Source organism: Curtobacterium aurantiacum (assembly GCF_018598555.1).
Classification (GTDB): domain Bacteria; phylum Actinomycetota; class Actinomycetes; order Actinomycetales; family Microbacteriaceae; genus Curtobacterium; species Curtobacterium aurantiacum.
On record NZ_JAHEWN010000029.1, the window covers coordinates 1 to 21,664 of the forward strand.

14 protein-coding genes and 1 tRNA gene are annotated in these 21,664 nt (G+C 73.2%); 10 read left to right on the forward strand and 5 right to left on the reverse strand.

Features of this window, described 5'->3' with window-relative positions; all coding sequences use genetic code 11:
- The first annotated feature begins 127 nt into the window (after positions 1–127).
- From gltX to KK087_RS16720, 9 genes are all read left to right on the forward strand, one after another.
- A complete protein-coding gene (gene gltX, locus KK087_RS16680; protein WP_214566763.1) occupies positions 128–1,615 on the forward strand; it encodes a glutamate--tRNA ligase in 1,488 nt (495 codons plus the stop codon).
- Between the two features lie 6 nt (positions 1,616–1,621).
- Positions 1,622–2,680, forward strand: coding sequence for an NAD(P)/FAD-dependent oxidoreductase (locus KK087_RS16685; protein WP_214566764.1), 1,059 nt, complete (start codon positions 1,622–1,624; stop codon positions 2,678–2,680).
- A gap of 45 nt (positions 2,681–2,725) precedes the next feature.
- A tRNA-Gln gene (locus tag KK087_RS16690) sits at positions 2,726–2,797 on the forward strand.
- Between the two features lie 336 nt (positions 2,798–3,133).
- The gene (locus KK087_RS16695) at positions 3,134–5,899 is read left to right on the forward strand and encodes an AMP-binding protein (protein ID WP_214566766.1); all 2,766 of its coding nucleotides are present in this window, start codon (positions 3,134–3,136) and stop codon (positions 5,897–5,899) included.
- Positions 5,900–6,323: 424 nt separating this feature from the next.
- Positions 6,324–7,280: a glycosyltransferase family 2 protein gene (locus tag KK087_RS16700; RefSeq protein WP_250893454.1), complete on the forward strand. Its 957-nt coding sequence runs from the start codon at positions 6,324–6,326 to the stop codon at positions 7,278–7,280.
- A complete protein-coding gene (locus KK087_RS16705; protein ID WP_214566768.1) occupies positions 7,277–8,242 on the forward strand; it encodes a glycosyltransferase family 2 protein in 966 nt (321 codons plus the stop codon). The genes KK087_RS16700 and KK087_RS16705 overlap by 4 nt, the downstream gene beginning before the upstream one ends.
- Positions 8,239–11,802 (forward strand): glycosyltransferase, encoded by a 3,564-nt coding sequence (locus tag KK087_RS16710; RefSeq protein WP_214566770.1) that lies wholly within the window; start codon positions 8,239–8,241, stop codon positions 11,800–11,802. Before KK087_RS16705 ends, KK087_RS16710 begins: the two co-directional genes overlap by 4 nt.
- A gap of 58 nt (positions 11,803–11,860) precedes the next feature.
- Positions 11,861–13,711 (forward strand): DUF7402 domain-containing protein, encoded by a 1,851-nt coding sequence (locus KK087_RS16715; protein ID WP_214566772.1) that lies wholly within the window; start codon positions 11,861–11,863, stop codon positions 13,709–13,711.
- Entirely contained in the window at positions 13,696–14,664 is a 969-nt protein-coding gene (locus tag KK087_RS16720) for a glycoside hydrolase family 16 protein (protein WP_214544364.1), read from the forward strand. The genes KK087_RS16715 and KK087_RS16720 overlap by 16 nt, the downstream gene beginning before the upstream one ends.
- A 20-nt stretch (positions 14,665–14,684) precedes the next feature.
- Here KK087_RS16720 and KK087_RS16725 read toward each other — a convergent pair whose 3' ends face one another.
- The 4 genes from KK087_RS16725 to KK087_RS16740 all read right to left on the reverse strand — a co-directional run bounded on the left by KK087_RS16725 (position 14,685) and on the right by KK087_RS16740 (position 18,633).
- A complete protein-coding gene (locus tag KK087_RS16725) occupies positions 14,685–15,896 on the reverse strand; it encodes a glycosyltransferase family 4 protein (protein WP_214566779.1) in 1,212 nt (403 codons plus the stop codon).
- Positions 15,893–17,398 (reverse strand): lipopolysaccharide biosynthesis protein, encoded by a 1,506-nt coding sequence (locus tag KK087_RS16730; protein WP_214531529.1) that lies wholly within the window; start codon positions 17,396–17,398, stop codon positions 15,893–15,895. The genes KK087_RS16725 and KK087_RS16730 overlap by 4 nt, the downstream gene beginning before the upstream one ends.
- Positions 17,395–18,345, reverse strand: coding sequence for a beta-1,6-N-acetylglucosaminyltransferase (locus tag KK087_RS16735; RefSeq protein WP_214566781.1), 951 nt, complete (start codon positions 18,343–18,345; stop codon positions 17,395–17,397). The genes KK087_RS16730 and KK087_RS16735 overlap by 4 nt, the downstream gene beginning before the upstream one ends.
- A gap of 114 nt (positions 18,346–18,459) precedes the next feature.
- The gene (locus KK087_RS16740; RefSeq protein WP_214531527.1) at positions 18,460–18,633 is read right to left on the reverse strand and encodes a hypothetical protein; all 174 of its coding nucleotides are present in this window, start codon (positions 18,631–18,633) and stop codon (positions 18,460–18,462) included.
- Between the two features lie 157 nt (positions 18,634–18,790).
- Between KK087_RS16740 and KK087_RS16745 the strand changes: the two genes are divergently transcribed.
- Positions 18,791–20,098 (forward strand): glycosyltransferase family 2 protein, encoded by a 1,308-nt coding sequence (locus KK087_RS16745; RefSeq protein ID WP_214566782.1) that lies wholly within the window; start codon positions 18,791–18,793, stop codon positions 20,096–20,098.
- A 149-nt stretch (positions 20,099–20,247) separates the two neighbouring features.
- Here KK087_RS16745 and KK087_RS16750 read toward each other — a convergent pair whose 3' ends face one another.
- Complete coding sequence (locus KK087_RS16750) at positions 20,248–21,576, reverse strand: glycosyltransferase (protein ID WP_214566783.1); 1,329 nt, start codon at positions 21,574–21,576, stop codon at positions 20,248–20,250.
- Between the last annotated feature and the right edge of the window lie 88 nt (positions 21,577–21,664).

Here is a 21,664-nt window from a genome sequence, read left to right on the forward strand (position 1 = left end):
ACGCCGCCGGACTTAACGTAGAAACACCAGGGAACCCCTGACCATTCGTGGTCAGGGGTTTTCTGCGTTTGCGGCCCATCTACAGGGCAGGTTGGAGGGACAGCCTCCGCGGTAGGGTTGTCGGGTCATGACTGCGCCATTCACCACCGCCTCCGGCTCCGACATCCGCGTCCGCTTCTGCCCGAGTCCGACGGGGACCCCGCACGTGGGGCTCATCCGGACCGCGCTCTTCAACTGGGCCTACGCCCGCCACACCGGCGGCAAGCTCGTGTTCCGCATCGAGGACACCGACGCCGCTCGCGACAGCGAAGAGTCGTACGCGCAGATCCTCGACGCGCTGCGCTGGCTCCGGCTCGACTGGGACGAGGGCGTCGACGCCGGCGGCGAGCACGGGCCGTACCGGCAGTCCGAGCGCACCGCGATCTACGACGAGGTGATCGCGAAGCTCAAGGCGTCCGGGCACATCTACGAGTCCTTCGTCACCCCGGACGAGATGGAAGCCCGCAACAGGGCCGCCGGGCGTGACCCGAAGCAGGGCTACGACAACCACGAGCGCGACCTGACCGACGCCGAGCGCCAGGCCTTCCGCGACGAAGGCCGCGAGCCGGCTCTGCGCCTGCGGGTGCCCGACCGCGACCTGAGCTTCGACGACCTGGTGCGTGGTGAGATCACGTTCAAGCAGGGCACGTTCCCGGACTTCGTCGTGGTCCGCCCGAACGGCACGCCGTTGTACACGTTCACGAACCCGGTCGACGACGCCCTGATGGGCATCACGCACGTGCTCCGTGGCGAGGACCTACTGTCCTCGACCCCGCGTCAGATCGCCCTGTACGAGGCGCTGTACGAGATCGGGCTCGCCCCGTCCATCCCCGTGTTCGGGCACCTGCCCTACGTGATGGGGGAGGGCAACAAGAAGCTCTCGAAGCGTGACCCCGAGTCGAACCTGTTCCACCACCGTGCCGCCGGCATGATCCCGGAGGGGCTCGTCAACTACCTGGCGCTGCTCGGCTGGTCGATCGGTCCGGACCGCGACGTGTTCTCGATCGACGAGATGGTCGCCGCCTTCGACGTCACCGACGTGAACCCGAACCCGGCCCGCTTCGACCACAAGAAGGCCGAGGCGATCAACGGGGACCAAATCCGCCTGCTCGCGCCGGAGGACTTCCGGTCGCGGCTGCTGCCGTACCTGTCCGAGTTCATCGGTGACCCGGCGACCCCGGAGCAGCTCGAGGTCCTGACGAAGGCCGCTCCGCTCGTGCAGGAGCGCATGCAGCTCCTCGGCGAGGCTCCGTCGATGCTCGGTTTCCTGTTCACCGCGGACGCCGACCTGGTGGTCGAGGACGACGCACTGGCCTCGCTCAAGGGCGACACGGCGACGGTCCTGACGGCGGGCATCGCCGCGCTCGAGGGCGTCGAGGACTGGACCACCGAGTCGGTCGAGGGCGCGCTCCGTGCCGCCCTCATCGACGAGCTCGGCCTGAAGCCCCGCGTGGCCTTCGGTCCGCTCCGCGTCGCCGTGTCCGGACGCCGGATCAGCCCGCCGCTGTTCGAGTCGATGGAGATCCTGGGCAAGGAGTCCACCCTGACCCGGCTCCGCGCCCTCGCGGCGCGCTGACCGACCGTGAGCAGCACGGAGCACGCTGTCCCGGTCGTGCACGACGTGGCGGTCATCGGCGCCGGTCCCGCCGGGCTGAGCGCTGCGCTCAACCTCGTCCGGGCGAAGCGGACCGTGCTGCTCGTAGACGCGAACCGACCCCGGAACGCCGCGACCCTGCGGTCGCACGGGTTCTTGACGCGTGACGGCATCTCGCCGCTCGAGCTCCGGAAGCTCGGGCGCCTGGAGGTCGAGGGGTACCCCGAAGCCACGGTCGTGCAGTCGGTCGTCGACCTCGTGGAGCCGGACCGCAACGACGGCACCTGGCGCGTGCACGGTACGTGGCGTGGGACCGAACTCGACGCCCGTGCCCGGACCGTCGTCGTCGCGACCGGCCTGCGCGAGGAGTTCCCGGCGCTGCCGATGCTCCGCGCGTTCTACGGCACGGCGGTGCACAGCTGCGTGGAGTGCGATGCCTACGACAAGGCCGGGCAGCCGCTCGCGTTCATCTGTGAGACCGACGACGTCGTCGACCGGGCGCTGCTCATCGCCGCCTGGACGGACGACCTGATCGTCTACACGAACGGGATCGCGCCGCTCGACGACGCCGGCCGTGCGCGCCTGTCGGACGCGGGGGTCGTCGTGGACGAGCGGGTGGTCGAGGACCTCGAGGGTGATCGGACCGGCATGACCGGGGTCCGGCTCGCCGACGGCCACGTCGAGCCGCGGACCGGCGGGTTCGTCCGACCGGTCTGGCACGCCGACCTCGACTGGCTGCACACGACGAGCGCGTCGGGCACGACGACGTCCGGCACGACGACGTCCGGAACGACGAGCGCCGCGGGGACCGCCTCCGACGGCGACACGCCCGACCCGCTCCAGAACCTCCAGCGCGACGCGCAGGGGCTCCTCGTGGTCGACCGGGCGGGCCGGACGTCGGTCCCGGGGCTCTACGCCGTGGGAGACGTCACGCCTCCCGGGCCGGAGCAGCTCATCGTCGCCGCCGGCCACGGAGCCGTGACCGCCGCCGCCGTGCACCGAGACCTCGTGGGTGGTCTTGCGGACCTCCGGGATGCTGTACAGTAGTTGATCGTGCCCCGGGTGACCGGGCCAGAAGGCTGACAAGCCTTTTGGGGTATGGTGTAATTGGCAACACAGCGGTTTCTGGTACCGTCGTTCTTGGTTCGAGTCCAGGTACCCCAGCACTCGATGAACAGCCCCCGGGATCTCCCGGGGGCTGTTCTCGTTTCCGCGCCTGGTCATGGATGCAGGGCGGACCCACGGCTCCGTCACGGCCCGTTCGGAGCTTGCGCGGAACCGCACGATGCCGGCGCCGACGGGCGGACGGCCCCCACCGCGGTGGACCGTTCGTTCCAGAGGCGTACCGTCCGTGGCGGGCGTGCGCCGCGCCTCCAGGCCGGGTTGCGGTTCACCGCACCGGGCCGGCGCCCGCTCGCGTGCGCGACGGACGCGGTCCTACGGTCGGAAGACCGTCGCGGGAGTCGTGACGGTCCGCTGCCGAGCACCCGAGGTGTCATCGTGACCTCCACCGATCCGCTGACGACCGTCGACCCGTGGAACCACCCTGCAGCCGTCCACGCGGCGGACGACCACTCCGTGCTGGATCGTTGGGACCGCGTGGTGGCGCTGCGGGGTGACGCTGCCGCGCTCGCGGGGAACGGCCGCCCGTACACGTACGCCGAGGCCGACCGGGCGTCGCGCGCGCTCGCTGCGGCGCTGGCGTCGGCGCTGCGTCCCGACGACCACAGCGGGGCCGGGGTCGGCGAGACCCCGGGCGGGGCGTCGAAGCCGGTCGGGCTGATGGCTGGACAGTCGTCCGAAGCGGTCGTCGGGATCCTCGCGCTGGTGCGGGCCGGTCGGACCGTGGTGGTGCTCGACGACCACCTGCCGGCGGCGCGCCTGGCGCACGTGGCCCGGCTCGCCGGCGTGGACGAGATCGTGGCAGACACCGAACGTGCGGCGCTGGCCGCAGCCGTCGTCGCGGAGCGGGACGGCCGGGTGCACGCACTCGGCGAGCTGCTGGACGCTGGCGAACCCGGCGCGGCCCCGTCGGCGGGCACCGTCGGCGTGCGCCCCGGCGGGCGGGACCCCTTCGCGATCGTCTTCACCTCCGGCTCGACCGGCATGCCGAAGGGCGTGGTCCTGACGCACCGGCAGCAGATCGCCAACGCCGAGCAGGACGCGGTCGCGCTCGGCCTCGGCCCCGGCGACCGGCTCGGTGTCGTCCTGCCGCTGTCGTTCGCGGCCGGGCTCCTGTTCTCGTTCGACACCCTGCTCTGCGGCGGCACCATCGTGCTGCTCGAGCCGCGTGACCTCGGTGTCGAACGGCTGCTCGGCCGGTTCCGCGACGAAGCCGTGACGGTGCTCGTCTGCACCCCGCACCTGCTGCGCTCGATCGTCGGGTCGCAGAGTGCGCCCGGGTCGCACGGGACGGCCGCCGGGACCGCGCCGGTGCTCGGCGGGCTGCGCTTCCTGATGACCACGGGTGAGTCCGTGACCGGTGCCGACCTCGCAGCGGCCCGACCCCACCTGGGCCCGGACACACTCCTGCTCAACGCCTTCGGCTCGAGCGAGACCGCGTGCGTCGCCTACTGCCCGGTCGCCCCCGGGGAGCCCGTCCCGGAGGGGGTCGTGCCGGCCGGGTGGCCGCTGCCCGGCAAGACGGTGCTCGTGCTGCGTGAGGACGGCAGTCACGCCGACCCGGGGGAGACCGGCGAGCTCGTCGTCGTCTCCGACGCCCTGACCGCCGGGTACTGGGGCGCGCCGGAGAAGACCGCGGAACGAGCGGGACGCACCGGCGAGGCCGAGGCCGCAGCCGGCATCCCCGCCGGGACCCCGAGCTGGCGGCAGGGCGACCTGGCACGCGTCGACCCGGACGGCCGGCTCGTGCTGCTCGGCCGCTCCGACGACGCCGTGAAGGTCCGCGGGTACCTGGTCGAACCGAGCGAGGTCGAGGCGGCGCTCCGGGCGGTCCCCGAGGTGCTCGACGCGGTCGTCACGGCACAGGTCGACCCCGGCTCGGTCACCCGGCTGGTCGCGTACGTCGTCGGCCGGCCGGGACACCGCACCCCCGCACCTGGGGCGCTCCGACGAGCCCTGCGGGACCGGCTGCCCGAGTACATGGTGCCGGCGTCCATCGTGCCGATGACCGAACTGCCGCGGAACGAGCGGGGCAAGGTGGACCGGGCGGAGCTCCCGGGAGCACCGAGCGTCGACACGGAGATGGTCGAGGGCGAGTACGACCAGTGGGAACTCGTCGTCGGGCAGATCTGGGCCGAGGTGCTCGGTCTGCGGGGCGTGCACCTGGACGAGGACTTCTCCGCGCTCGGCGGCGACTCGCTGTCCGCCGAGGAGATGCTCGCCGTCGTGCAGGACCGGCTCGGTGTCGACCTGCGCTCCTCGGACGTGCTCGAGCACCCCACGCTCCGCGCCTTCGCCCGTCGGGTGCGGAGCGGGACGAGTGCGCTGCCGAGCCACCCCGACGTCGTGAAGGTGTCGGAGGCGCGCGAGGCCGGCCGTCCGCCGGTGTTCTGCTTCGCCGGCGGTGGTGCCCTGGCCCTGACGTTCCTGCCGCTCTCGCGGCACCTGCCCGCGCACGACCTGTACGCGTTCCAGCAGCACGCGCTCGAGCGCCGGGGGATGCCGGACTGGAACATCGAGCGGAGCGCGCGCCGGTACCTCGCCCTGATGCGCATCGTGCAGCCCCGCGGCCCCTACCTGCTCGTCGGGCACTCGCTCGGTGGACTGGTCGCGCTCGAGATCGCCCGGCTCCTCACCGAGAACGGCGAGCAGGTGGAGCACCTCGTCCTGCTCGACACCTACCTGCCCCGCACGAAGTCCGAACAGGCCCGACTGCACTTCGGCCGGATGGCGCCGCGCGAGCAGCCGAACACCGCCGTCCGGGCCGTGCAGCGAGGGCTCGACCGTGCCGTCAAGCGGGTCCTGCCCGCCGGTGTGCCGTACGGGGCGCTGTTCGTCAAGCGGCTCCGCGCGTACACCGCCGGCGTGCTGCGGCACGGCGGGCAGAAGGACTTCGACGCCTTCTTCGACCAGGCCGAGATCGTCACCAGGCGCCACCACCCGACACCGTTCCACGGGCGCGCCACCTACGTCCTCGCCGACGCCAACCCGGACGCCGCCGGGTGGTCCGCCCTGCTGCGCGGGCCAACCGAGATGGTGCGGATCGCGAGCGAGCACACGTCGCTGCTGCGGGAACCGCACGTCGCCGAGCTCGCGACCGCGCTGCGTGCAGCCTTCGCGACGGAGGACGCGGCGCAGGGCTGAAACCGGTCGCGGGCGTCCGGTGGGCAGGGGACGTCGCCTCCGTGCACCGGAGGCGACGTCTTCTGCGCGCCGCGTGTGGTGGTCGCGACCACACGGCGGACGGGAGGCGCGCTGCGCGTCCGCCACGGGCCTCCCGTCCGTCTCCCGGTGCGTCCACGGCACGTGGCGGCGCGGTGTTGCGGGTTTCCGTATCCGCACCCGGGTGTCCGCAAGGGACCGCACCGCGCATTGACCCTCCCGCTGGCCGCGGCGATGGTTGGAACCGCGGGGGAGAGTACCCACTCACCTGCGATCCCGGCGGCGCAGTACCCGCGTCCGCAGCTCGACCCGACGACGTGCCATCGTCGTCGCCGCGTCTCCCGAGGACGCGCAGCTCATCCACGAGCACAACCCGACAGCAACCCTGACCCGACAGGACCGCGCCATGCCCGTACGTACCGTCCGCCCTGCAGACCCGAGGGTCTCCGTCGTCATCCCGGCGCGGAACGAGGCCCGAAACCTCGAGATCATCCTCCCGAAGCTCCCGCCCGTGTACGAGGTGATCCTGGTGGACGGCAACTCCGTCGACGACACCATCGCCACCGCGCAGCGCGTCATGCCCGACATCCGCGTCGTGCACCAGACGCGCAAGGGCAAGGGCAACGCCCTGGCCTGCGGCTTCGAGGCCGTCACCGGCGACGTCGTCGTCATGTTCGACGCCGACTGCTCCGCCGACCCCGACGAGATCCCGCGCTTCGTGCAGGCACTCGTCGAGGGTGCCGACGTCGCGAAGGGCACCCGCTACTCGCTCGGTGGCGGCAGCGACGACATCACGATCGTCCGGAACCTCGGCAACCGTGGCCTGAACATGCTGTGCAACATCATCCTCGGCACCCGCTACAGCGACCTCTGCTACGGCTACAACGCCTTCTGGGCCGACGTGCTGCCGGAGATCGGCCTGCTGTCGTCCGAGATCGCGAAGCCGGCCGACGGCTCGATGCTGTGGGGTGACGGGTTCGAGATCGAGACCGTGCTCACCTGTCGCTGGTCGGCCGCCGAGCTCGCGATCACCGAGGTCCCGAGCCACGAGAAGCTCCGCGTGCACGGCTCCAGCAACCTGAACGCCGTGACCGACGGCATCCGCGTGCTGAAGTCGATCATGCACGAGCGTCGTCGTGCCGCGATCGGCCGCTCCGAGGTGCGTCGTGCAGCCATGAGCGTCGTGCCGCCGGCCGAGCAGCTGGCCGCGCCGGCTGCTGCGCCCGTCGCCGCTGGGCCGGTTGCCGCGTCCGTCGCGACCCCGGTTGCCGCGTCCGCAGCGACCCCTGTCGCTGCGTCCGTCGTCGCCGCGGGGGCTGTCGTCGGGTCGTCCGTCGTCGCCCTCGAGGAGGACGTCGCGTGACGACCGTCGCGGTCGTCATCTGCGCCTACACCCAGCAGCGCTGGGGCGACCTGCAGGACAGCGTCGAGTCGGCGAAGCGCCAGCCGGAGGGACCCGAGGTCGTCGTCGTCATCGACCACGAGCCCGAGCTGCTGCTGCGCGCCGCCGCTCGCTGGCCCGAGCTCCGGGTCGTCCCGAACACCGAGGACCGCGGCCTCTCCGGGGCCCGCAACACCGGTGTCGCCCTGACCGACGCCGACGTCGTCGCGTTCCTGGACGACGACGCCACCGCGGACCCCGACTGGCTCGGGCACATGCTCACCGCGCTCGAGGACCCCGACGTCGTCGGTGTCGGCGGTCGTGCCACGCCGTCCTGGCCGACCGCGACCGGCCCAGGCCCGTACGCCGACGAACTGCTCTGGATCGTCGGGTGCTCGTACCGCGGGCTCCCCGAGACGCCGGGCGACGTCCGCAACGTCATCGGGTCGAGCATGGCGTTCCGGCGCGACGCGATCCTGCTCGCCGGTGGCTTCCGCTCCGGCATCGGCCGCGTCGGCAACCAGCCGCTCGGCTGCGAGGAGACCGAACTCTGCATCCGCATCGCCCAGGCCCGTCCCGGTGCCCGGATCCGGCACGAACCGCGTTCGAACGTCTCGCACCGGGTGTCGCCGGACCGCGTGACGCTGCGCTACCTGCGCCGCCGCAGCTACTACGAGGGCATCTCGAAGGCCGTGCTGAGCCGTCGGGTCGGCACCGGCGACTCACTCGCCAGCGAGTCGACCTACCTGACCCGGGTGATCCCGGGCGCGGTCCTCCGCGAACTGCGCGCGGTCGGGCGCGGCGGAGCTCTGCGGGCGTACGCGATCGCGCTCTCCGTGGTCTCGACGGTCGCGGGGTACGCCGTCGGCCGGGTGCTCGGCACCGTCGTCGTGCGGACCCCGCCCACCACCGCCCCCGTGCCGCAGGCGGTGGGGACACCGTGACCCGCGCGACCCTGGCGATGGTCATCTCGCCGGTCGTGACCGGGCCGCTGGTCCCCACCTGGGACGGTGCGCTCTGGGTCGGCGAGGTCGACCGGGCCGACGTGCACGCCTCCAGCCACCGCGACGTGGTCGCACTCGAGGGCGCCGCCGGGTACCGCCGGGCCCGCCTGCTCGTCCGCGACCACGGCGAGCCGCTCGGCTTCGTCGAGGCGGACATCACCGAACGTCGCCGCATCGGCGGCACGATCGACGTGCGCGCCCTGCAGCGCGCGATCCGGCCGATGCCGGCACCCGAGCGACGGCCGGCAGCAGGTCTGGTGCTGCCGTCCGTCACCGTGGTGCTCTGCACGGACGGCGCCGCCGGCACGACCATGCGCTCGGTGCTCGCGAACGGGCACCCCGACTTCGACGTCGTCGTCGTCTCGCACGGCGCGGACGACGGCGGTGTGGCGAGCGTCGAGATCGGCGGACGCCGCGTCACCACCATCCCCGCGCCCGAGGGCGGCCTCGCCGCCGGGCGGAACGCCGGCCTGCTCGTCGCGACCGGCGACGTCGTCGCGTTCGTGGACGAGGGCGCCGTCGTAGACGGCGACTGGATCGCCGCGATCGCCCGCGCCTTCGCGTCGGACCCCGACGTGGCCTGCGTCACCGGGCTCGTGCCGAGCGCCGAGCTCCGGACGCCGACGCAGCGCTGGCACGACGACCGCACCCCCGGCGGGCGGATCGTCCGCCGCCGGGTGTTCCGGCTCGACGACCCGGTCGACGACGTCCCGCTACACCCCTTCGCCGCCTCGGCCTACGGCTCCGGCGCGAACCTCGCCGTGCACCGCGCGACCGCGCTCCGGATCGGCGGGTTCGACACCGCCTTCGGACCCGGCACCCGCGTCGGCGGCGGCGACGACCTCGACCTCTTCACACGACTGCTGTTCGCCGGATCCGCGATCGCCGTCGAACCGGCCGCGATCGCGTGGCAGCGCTCGGCGGACGACGTCGCGTCACTCCGCGCCGCCGCTGCCGCGCACGGCCACGGACTCGGAGCCTGGATGACCAAGAACGCACTCGACCGCGACACGCTGACCGCCTCGGTGGACGCGGCGCCGGAGGCCATCAGCGCCTTCGCGCGTCTCGGCCTCGAGCAGGGCGACGACGCTGCCGACGTCGCGCAGGCGAACGGCTCCGGGGCCGTCACCGCTCGCGACGTCGATGCCGTCGATGCCGTGGACGCGGAGTTCGCCGCGACGAAGCGCCGGCTGCGTCGCGTCGAGCGGCGTTCGGTGCTCACCGCACCGGTCCTGGCGCTCCGCGAACGCCTGGGCGGCGCGGGGACGATCGACCGCACGGCGCACGGTCGTCACCAGCTCCGGCGCGGCCTCGACGCCGCGGGCCCGGCACGACCGACCCCGGGTGGGGCGATGGGGCCGGAGGTCCGGCTCGGCGCCGCCGCGATCGTCGTGCTGACGCTCGTGCTGGCCGCCGTCGGCAGCGTCTTCGAGCTGCCCACACTGCGTGCGAGCGCCGTCGGGGTCTTCCTGTTCGCCCTGCTCGGGGTCGCTCCGATGCTGCTCGTCCGACCGATGTCGCTCGCACGGTTCTCCGTCCTCGCCGTCACCGGGTCGCTCGTCGGCACGATCGGCATCGGGTACACCATGGCGACCTTCCACATCTGGGCGCCGACGATTCCCTTCGTCGGTGTCGTCGTGCTCACCGCGGCGGCCCTCGCCGTCGCCGTGCAGCGTGACCTGGCGGAGCTCCGTCGTGACGGCCTGGTGCAGCGCGCGACCGCGCAGCCCCGGTGGAGCACGTCCGCCACCGTGACGGCGCTCTCGCTCGGCGGGCTCGTCGTCGTGGTCGTCGCCGCGCTCACCCACACGGGGGACCCGGTGCCCGCCGGACTGTTCGGTTCGCTCGGCCCCGGCCTGGTCGTCGGGCTCGCGCTCGTCGTCGCTGCGACGGTCATCGCCCTGGTGCGCGGCCGTGGGCTCGCCGTGCCCGTCGTCGTGCTCGGCGGTGTCGTGCAGCTCGCCCAGGCGATCACGTACGGCGTGCCCACCGTGACCGCCGCCGCGCGGCACATCGGTGTCGTCGAGTACATCCGCCAGTTCGGTGGGACCAACCCGTCCGCCGACATCTTCCAGACCTGGTCCGGCCTGTTCGCCGGGGCGGCATGGGTCGCCGACGTCGGGGGCATCGGCAACACGATCCTCATCGCCGCATGGGTGCCGGTCTTGCTCGCGTTCAGCACGACCATCGCGGTCGGGGTCCTGGCGGCGCACTGGCTGCCCGGCACCCGTCGGCCGTGGATCGCAGCGCTGCTGACCGCGATGACCGGTTCGCTCAACACCACGTACTTCTCGCCGCAGTCGACCGGCATCCTGATGTCGATCGTGATCCTCGTGCTCGCCACCGGACCGCTGCGCGACGCGGCCGTCACCACCGCTGACGGCTCCGTGGCAGCGAAGCCGCGGGCGCGGCGGGTGGGGCTCTCGCGGATCATCGCGATCACCCTCATCGCCGTCGTGCTCGCCGTGACGCACCAGATCTCGCCGTACCTGACGGTCGCCGCACTCGTCACGCTCATCGTGTTCCGGATGCTCCGCCCCTGGTGGCTGCCCGTCGTGGTCCTCGTGCCGGCGGTGGTCTTCGCCGCGCTGAACGGGGACATCCTCGAGCGGTTCCTGTCGCTCGCGGCGGTCGGACGCGTGCTCGACAACGTGCAGCCGCCCGCGCACGACATGACCGTCCTGCCGAAGCCGCTCGTCACGCGCCTGGCGTTCGACATCCCGGCGGCCGCCCTCGTGGTGCTCGGACTCATCGCCCTCGTGACCGTGCTGATGCGGCGCGACCGGACGCACTGGGCGCTCCTCGCCACCGCCGCGAGCCCGATCTCACTGCTCGTCGCCACGAACTACGGCCAGGAGGGCATCTTCCGCGTCGTGCTCTTCGCGACGCCGTGGATCGCGATCCTGGCGGCGGCGCTCCCGATGCCCTCCGGTCGGTTCGCGCCGGTCGGGGCGGTCGTACGACGGGGGATGCGTCCGTCCGCGGTGCGGTTCGCGGTGGCCGGAGCGGCGGTCACGGCGCTCGTCGGGATCGGTGCGTTCGGGCAGACCTCGCTCGACTGGAACCGCGTGATGACCCGGAGCCAGTCCGCGGCGACGCAGTACTACGACCGCACGGCCCCCGCGGGTTCCGTGATGCTGCTCACCGGGTCGGCCAACGCCGTGCCGAGCAACACGGGCGCACGGTACTTCGACGTGGGCTACCTGTCCCGCGAAGCGCTCGGCCCCTACCCGGACCCGACCGGCGGCTACGACGCCGAGGCCGACCTGTCCGACGTGACGCGGGAGCTGGTCGAGAACTGGGCGGCCACCGGCTACTACGCCCTGGTCGCGGAGCCCTTCGGCGCCTACGACGAGCGGTACGGCTACCAGAGCGACGCCGACTACCAGGAGCTCGCCGCCGCCATGGCGTCCTCGCCGTACTGGGAGCGCGTCTGGTCGTCGGGGACGACCGCGATGTACGAGCTGACGACCGAGGGCCTGCGGCATGCGACCGACTGAACCGAGATCCGACAGACCGCGACGGACGCGACGGGTCACCGCCGCGTCCGTCGCGGGCGTGGTCGCCACGGTGCTCGCCGTGCTGGTCGCGCCGAACCTGGCCGTCCAGGCCGCCGAGGCCAGTGCGGACTGCAACGTCGGCCGGGTGCTCAACGTCGTCGCTCACCCCGATGACGACCTGCTCTTCCAGGGCACGGACCTGCGCAAGGACATCGCCGCGGGGCGCTGCGTGCGTTCCGTGATCATCACCGCCGGTGACGCCGGCAGGCCCGACTGGTACTGGCAGGAACGCCAGGTCGGGCTGATGGCTGCCTACGCGAGCATCGCGGGCGTCGCCCCGGCGTCGACGACCGGCTCCACGACGGTCGCCGGACGGCCCCTGCACACCGAGACCCTCGTCGCCGACCCGCGGATCAGCCTGGTCTTCATGGACCTGCCGGACGGCAACGTCGAGGGCAACGGCTTCTGGGCGAACGGCTACGAGAGCCTCCAGCGCCTGTACACGGGCGACATGGACACCCTGCACACCGTCGCCGACGCCCCGCACAGCGCCGCGTACACGCTCGCGCAGCTGCGGGAGACGCTGCAGGGGATCGTGCAGGACTTCGCACCGACCGACATCCACACCCTCGACCACGAGGGCGAGTACGGCGACGGCGACCACAGCGACCACCACACGGTCGCGTACCTGACCGACCAGGTGCAGCGGCAGTACACCGGCGCGCACCACTTCACCGGGTACCTGGGGTACCCGATCGCCGACCGTCCGGCGAACCTGACGACGGCACAGACCCAGGCGAAGGCCGACGCGTTCTTCACCTACGCCGCCCACGACAGTGAGACCTGCGCGTCGTGGCAGGCCTGCTCCGCGCGACCGGAGACCTCGTGGCTGAGCCGGCAGTACACCGTCGGCTCGCCGGTGCCGACGGACCCCACGGATCCGACGGACCCCACCCCCACCGACAGGGACGTGACGGCTTCGGCTTCGGTGACGGCGAGTGCGGAGAACCCGGCTGACGGCCAGACGGCCGTGAAGGCGGTCGACGGTGTGGTGAGCGGGTACCCCGATGCCCCGACGGCGGAGTGGGTCGCGCCGTCGGGTCGTGCCGGTACGTGGATCCAGCTCGGTTGGGCGGGGGCGACGGTGTTGGGCGCGGTCGACCTCGCTGACCGGCCGAACGCGGTGGACCAGGTGCTGGGCGGGACGCTGACGTTCTCGGACGGCTCGAGCGTGCCGGTCCCCGCGCTGGAGAACGGTGGTGCGGTGCAGCGGATCACGTTCGCGGCCCGCACGGTCACGTGGGTGCGGTTCACGGTGACGTCGGTGCGTGGCGGGACGCAGAACGTGGGCCTCGCCGAGATCCGCGCACTGTCCCCGTCGAGCAGCGGCGGCACGACGCCGCCGACGCCGACGCCCACCCCGACGCCCACTCCCACGCCCACTCCCACGCCCACTCCCACCCCGACCCCGACGCCCACTCCGGGCCTGCGGGACGTCACCGCCTCGGCGACCCCGACGGCGATCGCCGACAACCCGGCCGACGGCCAGACCGTCGCGAAGGCCGTCGACGGTGTGGTGTCCGGCCACCCGGTCGACCACTCCGCCGAGTGGGCCGTGCCCTGGGGGCGGACCGGCATCTGGCTCCAGCTGGACTGGGCCACCCCGGTCGCGCTCCAGCGCATCGTCCTGCACGACCGTCCGAACAGCGACGACCAGATCACGAGCGGCACGCTGACGTTCTCGGACGGCACCCGGGTCGCCGTGGGTGAGCTCCCGAACGACGGCAGCGCCAGGACGATCGACTTCACCGCCCGGAACGTCACCTGGGTGCGGTTCACCACCACCGGGGTGTCGAACAGCACGATCAACGTCGGTCTCTCGGAGGTCCGCGCATGGGCAGCCGGATGACCCCGGACGAGGACGGACCCCGCCCCGTCGACGAGCAGTCGGCCGCAGCACACGGCGCCGCACCCGCCCACGGTTCCGGGCTCTCCCGTCACCGCACACCGCTCCGGAAACGGGGACGGCGGGTCGCGGTCGTGGCCGGTGCCCTGGTGATCGCGGCCGGCGCCGTCGCCGCCGCGACCACGGGCACGACGTCAGTCGGTCCGGGGCCCAGCGGGGTCGCGATGCCGACCGGCGACGGTGACGGCTGGACCCGGGTGTTCTCCGAGGACTTCGACGACACGACCCCGCCGGGCGGGTTCGAGGCGGCCTACGACGACCGGTTCACCGTCTACCACGGCTTCGCGGACACCGCGGGGACCGGTCGGTACCAGGCGTCCACGCTGAGCGCCCACGACGGGATGCTCGACATGCACCTCCGCACGACGAAGGCGGGAACCCCGCTCGCCGGCGGGGTCGTCCCGCTCGTCGACGGGCGATGGGGTGGTCAGACCTCCGGGCGCTACAGCATCCGGATGAAGAGCGACGAGGTCGACGGGTACGGGGTGGCGGTGCTGCTCTGGAGCGACGAGAACGTCTGGGCGCACGGCGAGATCGACTTCCCCGAGGGTGCGCTCGGTGCACCGGCCTGGCTCAACGTGCACTGCCTGGTCGACCCGGCCGAGAAGTGCGTCCACCACGAGACCGACGCGTCGCTGGCCGACTGGCACACGTACACGATCGAGTGGACGCCGTCGCGGATGTCGTTCCTGGTCGACGACGAGGTCGTCGGGAGCACCACGCAGGACATCCCGGTGGAGCGCATGCACCTGGTGGTGCAGACCGGGTCCCTCGAGGGGCTGCCGCCCCGGGACGCCGCCGGATCCCTCCTGGTCGACTGGATGACGATCGACGTGCCCGTGGACGGCGAGAGCCCCGAGGCCACGCTGCCGTCCGCCGAGCCCAGCGCCGGCTGACGGCGTCGGGCCCGGCCCGGTCAGCGCCGGGCGTGCGCCAGCAGTGCCAGCAGCAGCGCTCGCACGTGCGGCTCGCGCCCGTAGCGGTCACGGACCCACGCGCGACACCGTTCGGCGAGGGACGGGTCGATCGCGGTGTCGTCGAGGGTGTCGAGCAGCCTCTCCGCCAGCGCGTCGGGGTCGGCCGGGTCGACGGTGTACCGCGCCCAGTCTCCCGACAGGATCTCCCCGGTGCCGCCGGACGCCGCCGCGACGACGGGACGGCCGGCGGACATCGCCTCGACCACGACCCGCCCGAAGCCCTCGGGCTCGATGGACGGCGCCACCACGACGTCGGCGGCGTGCAGGAGCGGGACGACGTCGTCCCGCTCGGGCAGCACGAGCACGGAACCGGCGGGGAGCGCGGCGATCGCGGCGTGCACGGCGTCCGCCTCCTCCGGGTAGAGCGCACCGGCCAGTACGAGGAGCGGCGCGGGCGCCGCGTGACCGGCCACGGCGGGAGTGGTGACCGGCACGCGTGCCGCAGCGGCCGTGCGGACGCGACCCCATGCCTCCAGGAGGGCGAGCACGCCCTTCGACCGGGTGAGCCGACCGTAGTAGAGCACCGTCGGGGTGCCCTCGGGGATGCCGAGGGCCGCGCGGGCATCGTGCACCGACGCCGGCGTCGCGGCCGGGAACGCGCCGGTGTCGACGCCGTTCGGCACGATCGTGATGCGGTCCGTCGGTACGCCGGCCTCCGCCCAGGCTCGGGCCATCGCGTGTGAGACGGCGAAGTAGCGGGTGCGGCCGCCCGCGATCGGTCCGAGCCGGCGGTAGTTCGGGGCGTGGTGCAGGTGCACCGCGAGCGGGACTCCGGAGACCAGCGACGCGACCCGGCCGAACGGCAGGTACTCGGGCCGGTTCAACCACAGGACGTTGAGGTGCGATCGTCGGATCCGCAGCCCCTCACGGGCGAAGCGCCAGGCATCGCGGAGCGCTGTCATGACCCCGAACCGGTAGTCGGTGGCCTCCACCAGCTTCACGCCCATCGCCTCGTAGGGCAGCGGACCCTCGGCCGCGCGCGGGGACCGGGCGTTCCGGTGCCAGACCTCGACCTCGTGCCCGGCGGCGACGAGCTCGCGGGTGTCCTCGAGCACACAGCGCTCGAGTCCGCCGGTGATGGCGAGTCCGGTCACCAGGACGCCGACACGGAGCCGGCGGGTGCCGTCGTTCGCAGCCTGTCGCGGTCTCACGAGACACCACCCCTTGCGGTCTTCAGTCGGCGGAGGAACCAGGGGAAGCACGCGACCACCCCGGCGACGCGGACCCAGTTCCAGAGCACGTCCTGTGGCAGGAGCAGGGACGCGGCGGCCACGGCGAGCGCGGCGAGGGTCGTCAGGACGATCCGGGCGCCCGGTCCACGCCACTCGCGGCGGTCCGGCAGGGCCAGGAGCTGCATGGCGGCCAGGATCACGTAGGCGACGACGGTGGCGAGGCCGGCGCCGGCGATGCCGAGCACGGGCACGAGCACGAGGTTCGCGCCGATGTTCACGGCCCCGGCGATCGCGGCGATCACCCCGACGGCCACACCGCGGCGTTCGACCAGGAGCAGGCGTCCGGTCGCGCCGCTGGCGACGACGGGGAACGCGGTGATCGCGACGACGAAGACGACGACCGAGAGCTCCTGCACCCGGTACGACGCCGGGGCGAGGATCGGCAGCGCCACCGGTGACACCAGGGTCACCGCGAGCAGGACCGGCGCGAGCATCTTGTACAGCTCGTCGCGGGAGTGCATCGCGAGCTGCCGGCGGGCGACCGGGTCGCGGAGGGCGGCGAAGTGCGGCGCCCACGCCTGGTTGGTGAAGGTGAGGAGCAGGATGACGGCCGAGCCGACGACGTAGGCGATCTGGTAACGGGCCACCTCGTCCGGGCCGAGCAGCCGCTGCACGACGATCCGGTCGCCGGCGTTCAGCACGAAGTACGACAGGTTGCCGAGGGCGATCGGGACGCCGAGGCGGAACGCGCGGACCGTGGTCCTGCCGTCGAACAGGCCGGCGAGACGCGGACGGGTCGCCGCGATGCCGATGACCATCGCCACGCCCTGGGCGACGACGCCACCCCACGCGTAGGTGGTCGCGTCGGCCTGCACCCAGGTGAGGAGCCCGAGGCCGATGACGGAGCCGCCGATCGAGGACAGCAGGCTCGTCACCGCGAAGACCCGGATGCGGTCCTGGGCGACGAGCAGCGCCAGGGAGATCTGCACGATCGCGGCCGGGCCGGTCCAGAGCACCGCGACGAGGAGCAGTGGGTGGTTGCCGACGAAGCCGGCGGCGTCGGCCCAGACGGGGATCGTGGTGAGCGCGGCGACGGTGACGATGCTCGCGGTGATCATGCCGACGGCCAGGAGACCGCGCGCCCGGCGGTCGTCGCCGTCCTCGGCGCGCTGCAGCACCGACGCCTGGTCGATGCCGAGGACCGCCAGGACGACGAGGGCCTGGTACAGGGCGATGGCCGAGGCGAGGACGCCGAACTCGGCCGGTGGCATGAGGTGCGCGAGCACCGGGGAGATGAGCGACGAGACGACGAGCTGCATCGACCAGACGACGACGTAGAGCAGGCCGCGGCCGAACAGGACGGATGCGCCCTTCCGCACCGCGACCGAACCGGTGTCGAGCGACTCGGGCACGGCGGCGACGGGTACGGGTGCCTCGCGCGCTGCACGGGCCTCGCGGCGGGTCTGCGGGGGGAAGCTCACGGCGCGACCACCGCTGCCGCGTCCCGCCGCGCCGACGCCGACCCCGACGCCGTCGACGCGCCCGCGCCCTGGCGCAGCCCGAAGGCGGCGTCCACGACGTCGAGCAGGTCGGCGCTCCGGTCGGTCGAGAACTTCCGCGCGAACAGGTGCTGCACCTCGACGTCCGCGTCCGTCCGACGCTCGAGCAGCTGCCCCGCGTCGGCGACGGTCAACCACGGCGGGCTCTTCCGCGCCGTGCCGTCCCACCCGATCCACCAGAGCGGCTGGGAGACGTGCTCGTCGGCGAACCCCGGCGTCAGCGACGGTGAGTTGAGCACCGACGGCACGAAGGTCTCATCGGCGACCCAGGTGCGCTGCCAGAACCGGACCAGGTCGGGGCGCTGGTCGACGGTGTCCACGACGGCGGCGGCGTGCTGGCGCGCGAGGACCTTGAGCTGCGAGCCGCCGGCGAAGGAGACGTTCGCCGGCACGCGGCGGGGGACCGGCAGCCGGAGCATGTGCTTCCGCCACGCCCAGTGCCGGAAGCGGATGCGGGAGATGCCGCCGTCACGGCCCCACGGTGCGAACGGCAACGGGCTGACCGAGATGAACGACTGCTCGCGGTGGGCCTCGAGCAGCGCCGAGATCTCGGTCGGGTTCGCGAGCGGGTAGTCGCTGCCGGTCAGCACGGCCACGTGCGAGGCATCGGTCGAAGCCAGGGCCGCCCGGTAGCCGGACACCTCGGCGGCGACGTTCTCCCAGCGTGCCCAGCCGGTGCGGATGCGGGGGAGCAGCCGGACACGGTCGGGCAGCCCGTCGGTCATGGCGCGGAACACCGTCTCGGGCGTGCGCGCGTCGCAGTGCAGGAACACCGGGAACGGGTCGAGCGCCTCGACGAGTCGGCGCACGTGTGCCGGGTCCTCGTGGGCGAGGACGATGCACGCGGGAACCGCGGGGGAGATGGCCATGGACGCGACGCTAACCGCGGCGTTCCGGGGCCGACAAGGCGACCCGTGCGCGTCTGCGGGGAAGCGGCGGTTTCCCGCACCGCCCCCGATCGGCCAGTGCTCGAAAGCGCCTGATCAGCGCTTTCGGCGGAACTTCTGGCAGTCGCAGAGGGCGCAGTCCGTGCCGGGACGGTAGTGCTCGTGGGCGTCCTGCACGTGGCCGCAGACACAGGTCACGGCGTCGACCACGAAGACGCTCTGTTCCGAGGGGAGCACGGCGCCGAACTCGTCGGTGGGGCCCATCGACATGCGTCCTCCTCGTGCCCGGCGTGCTGCCGCCGAGTCGTCCTCACGACCCTACCGTCCGGGGGCGTGTGCTGGCGGCAAACCGCAAGTCGGACGACCGTCGCCGCAACCGCGTGCGGCCGCCGTTGACCCCGCTGCAGCCCCACCGGAGCATCGGAGCATGACCGACCAGCAGGCCACCACCACCCGCGTGCTCACGCTCACGCCCGCGATGCCGTCATCGGACGTGCCCGCCTGGGCCGGCGCAGCCTGGGTCGGCGCCGTCGACCGACAGGAGGCGCTCGCCGCGTCCGCCGTCGAACTCGCCGACGCCACCGGCTTCGGCCGCGCCCGCCTGCTCGTCCGCGACGGACGCGAGATCGCCGGTTTCGTCGACGTCAGCGTCGACGCGGGCGGCGGCGTGGACCCGGCCGAGCTGGGACCGGCCCTGCGCGCGCTGCGCACCACGGGCCTCCCGGCCGCCCCCGCGGGGACGCCGGTCGGACGCGTCTCCGTCGTCATCGGTACCCGCGACCGGCCGGAGGACCTGCGCCGCTGCGTGCGCTCGGTGCTCGCGTCCGAGCACGACGACTTCGAGGTCCTGGTCGTCGACAACGCGCCCACCACGTCCGCCACCCGCGACGTGGTCGCGTCGCTCGCGGACCCGCGCCTGCGGTACGTCCTGGAGGCCCGGCCCGGCGTCTCGCGCGCACGGAACGCCGGACTCGCCCTCGCGTCCGGAGTCGTGGTCGCCTTCGTCGACGACGACGTGGTCGTCGACCGGCACTGGCTCGCAGCGCTCGCCGACGCGTACGCCCGCGACGCGGACGTCGTCTGCGTGACCGGCCTCGTGCCAAGCGGTGAACTCCGGACCCCCACGCAGCGGTACTTCGACGAGCGCGTCACCTGGGCGCGCAACACCGACCGTCGGGTCTTCCGCACGTCGGCGCCGCCGGCCGACCTGCCGCTGTTCCCGTTCTCCGTCGGCGCGTTCGGCACCGGTGCCAACATGTCGCTCCGCCGCTCGGCCGCGCTCGCCCTGGGCGGGTTCGACGTCGCACTCGGTCCGGGCACCCTGGCCCGCGCCGGCGAGGACCCCGACCTGTTCACCCGGGTGCTGTTCTCCGGCGGCGCGCTCGCCGTGGAGCCCTCGGCCGTCGTCTGGCACAAGCACCGGCCGGACCGGGCGGCGCTGCGCTCGCAGGCGTTGGGCTACGGCACGGGCCTCGGCGCATGGGTCGCGAAGCTCATGCTGCGGCCGGGCACCGCACTGGCCGTGCTCCGTCGGGCGGTCGGGGCGCTGCGGCAGCTCGGCGCGCTCGGCCAGGGGGCCGGCGCGGACCAGGTGTCCGCCGCGGTGGACGCCGTGGGTGGGTGGCCGGTCGACGACGCGTTCCGCGAGGCGACGGCCGGCCTGAAGCGCGTCGAGCTCGTGGCGGCGTTGGGCGGCCCGTGGCGGTACGTGGTCGGGCGGTCGCGGCGCGGGTGACCGCGGCGCGGGCGACCGCGCGCCGCGTGCGCGGCACGCACGGCAAGCGCCGCCTGCACCGCACCGCACGCACCGGACGGACGGGAGGCCCGTGGCGACGCTGCCACGGGCCTCCCGTCCGTCCGGTGCGGACGTCTCCTGCGCGCCGCCTACGGGCGGAAGCGGCCCTCTTCGACCTCGCGCCAGAACCGACGGCTGCGGAAGTACGCCGCCGGACCCGCCGGGAAGCCGCGGAACTCGTGGTACGCCAGCGAGCGCGGGATGCGGGTCGTGGAGGCCTCGGTGATGGTCTCGGCCGCCGCGTCACGCCGGCCCGCCAGCCGTGACACGAGCTGCTTCAGCTTGATCTTGCCGGCGCGGGGCATCAGCCGCGCGAGCACCAGCGCGTGCCGGCGGTCCTTCGCGATGAGCTCGCACATCAGCGCCGTGAACCCGACGCCGTTCGAGTGCAGCTGGCCGTGCAGCCCGGCGAGGTCCTGCCGGTGCCGGTGGTGCACGACCGCACGGGGTTCGAAGCCGATCCGACCACCGCTCCACAGGATGTCGATGAAGATCGCCAGGTCCTCGCCACCGCGGGCGGGCACACCGGCGCCGAGCACGGGATCGAACCCGCCGACGGCGTCGAACGCGGAACGTCGGACCGCCCAGTTCGCGCCGGCGCCGTAGCCGCCGATGCCGTACACGGCGAAGTGCTTCTGCACCGAGCCGTCGGGGCGGACGGCCGTGGCCTGCGCGTGGCGCATCACCCCGGGGACGTCGTCCGGCACGATCGTCACCGGCTGGAAGGTGCGCTCGCCGCTGAAGCCGCCGTAGTACGCCTCGTACCAGATCTGGGCGGGGGTCTCGAGCTCGACGGGCAGGATCATCCCGGTGACCGCGGCGACCTCGGGCTCACGGACGAAGCGCGTGCCGATGGAGCGGAGCCACTGCGGGTCGACCCGGACGTCGTCGTCGGTGAACGCGATGATCTCGCCGTGCGCCGCGGCGACCCCGGCGTTGCGACCGGCGGAGCAGCCCGGCCGGCGCTCGGTGACCAGCCGGACGTCACGGCTCTCGAGCAGCCCGGGCAGTGCGTCGACCTCGGGCAGCTTCACGCGGTTGTCGACGAGGATGACCTCGTACCGCGGGTAGTCGAGGTGCTCGAGGAAGTCGAGCAGTTTCCGGATGTCCTCGACCCGGGTGACGATGGTCGACACGACGATCGAGATGAGCGGGAGCTCGAGGTCGGGGATCGGGGTCTCCACAACGCCGGACGTCCGTGCGAGGTCGTCCACCAGGGGCGCCATCGCACGGGCGGCGTCGGCCGGGTCCGCGGTGAGCAGCACGTCGAGGGTCGTGACGGGGAAGCCGTCGCGGTAGCCGACGACGAGCGCGGAGGACCCCGACTCGTCGGCGACCAGGCGCGGCAGCGGTGCGTCGAGGTCGACGCTGACGACCCGACGGGGGCCGGGCACGGTGACGGAGGAGTGCAGGGTCATGGTCGGGACGCTAGGGCCGCCCGTGGTGTCCGGACAACGGAGCGGCCGCGCAGTGGCGGGGTTCGTGCGGGGTTCCGCAGTGCGGAGC

Coding starts and splice junctions, on each gene's coding strand:
- gltX (WP_214566763.1), top strand. CDS start 128: ATGACTGCGCCATTCACCACCGCCTCCGGCTCCGACATCCGCGTCCGC.
- KK087_RS16700 (WP_250893454.1), top strand. CDS start 6,324: ATGCCCGTACGTACCGTCCGCCCTGCAGACCCGAGGGTCTCCGTCGTC.
- KK087_RS16720 (WP_214544364.1), top strand. CDS start 13,696: ATGGGCAGCCGGATGACCCCGGACGAGGACGGACCCCGCCCCGTCGAC.
- KK087_RS16735 (WP_214566781.1), bottom strand. CDS start 18,345: ATGGCCATCTCCCCCGCGGTTCCCGCGTGCATCGTCCTCGCCCACGAG.
- KK087_RS16740 (WP_214531527.1), bottom strand. CDS start 18,633: ATGTCGATGGGCCCCACCGACGAGTTCGGCGCCGTGCTCCCCTCGGAA.
- KK087_RS16745 (WP_214566782.1), top strand. CDS start 18,791: ATGACCGACCAGCAGGCCACCACCACCCGCGTGCTCACGCTCACGCCC.
- KK087_RS16750 (WP_214566783.1), bottom strand. CDS start 21,576: ATGACCCTGCACTCCTCCGTCACCGTGCCCGGCCCCCGTCGGGTCGTC.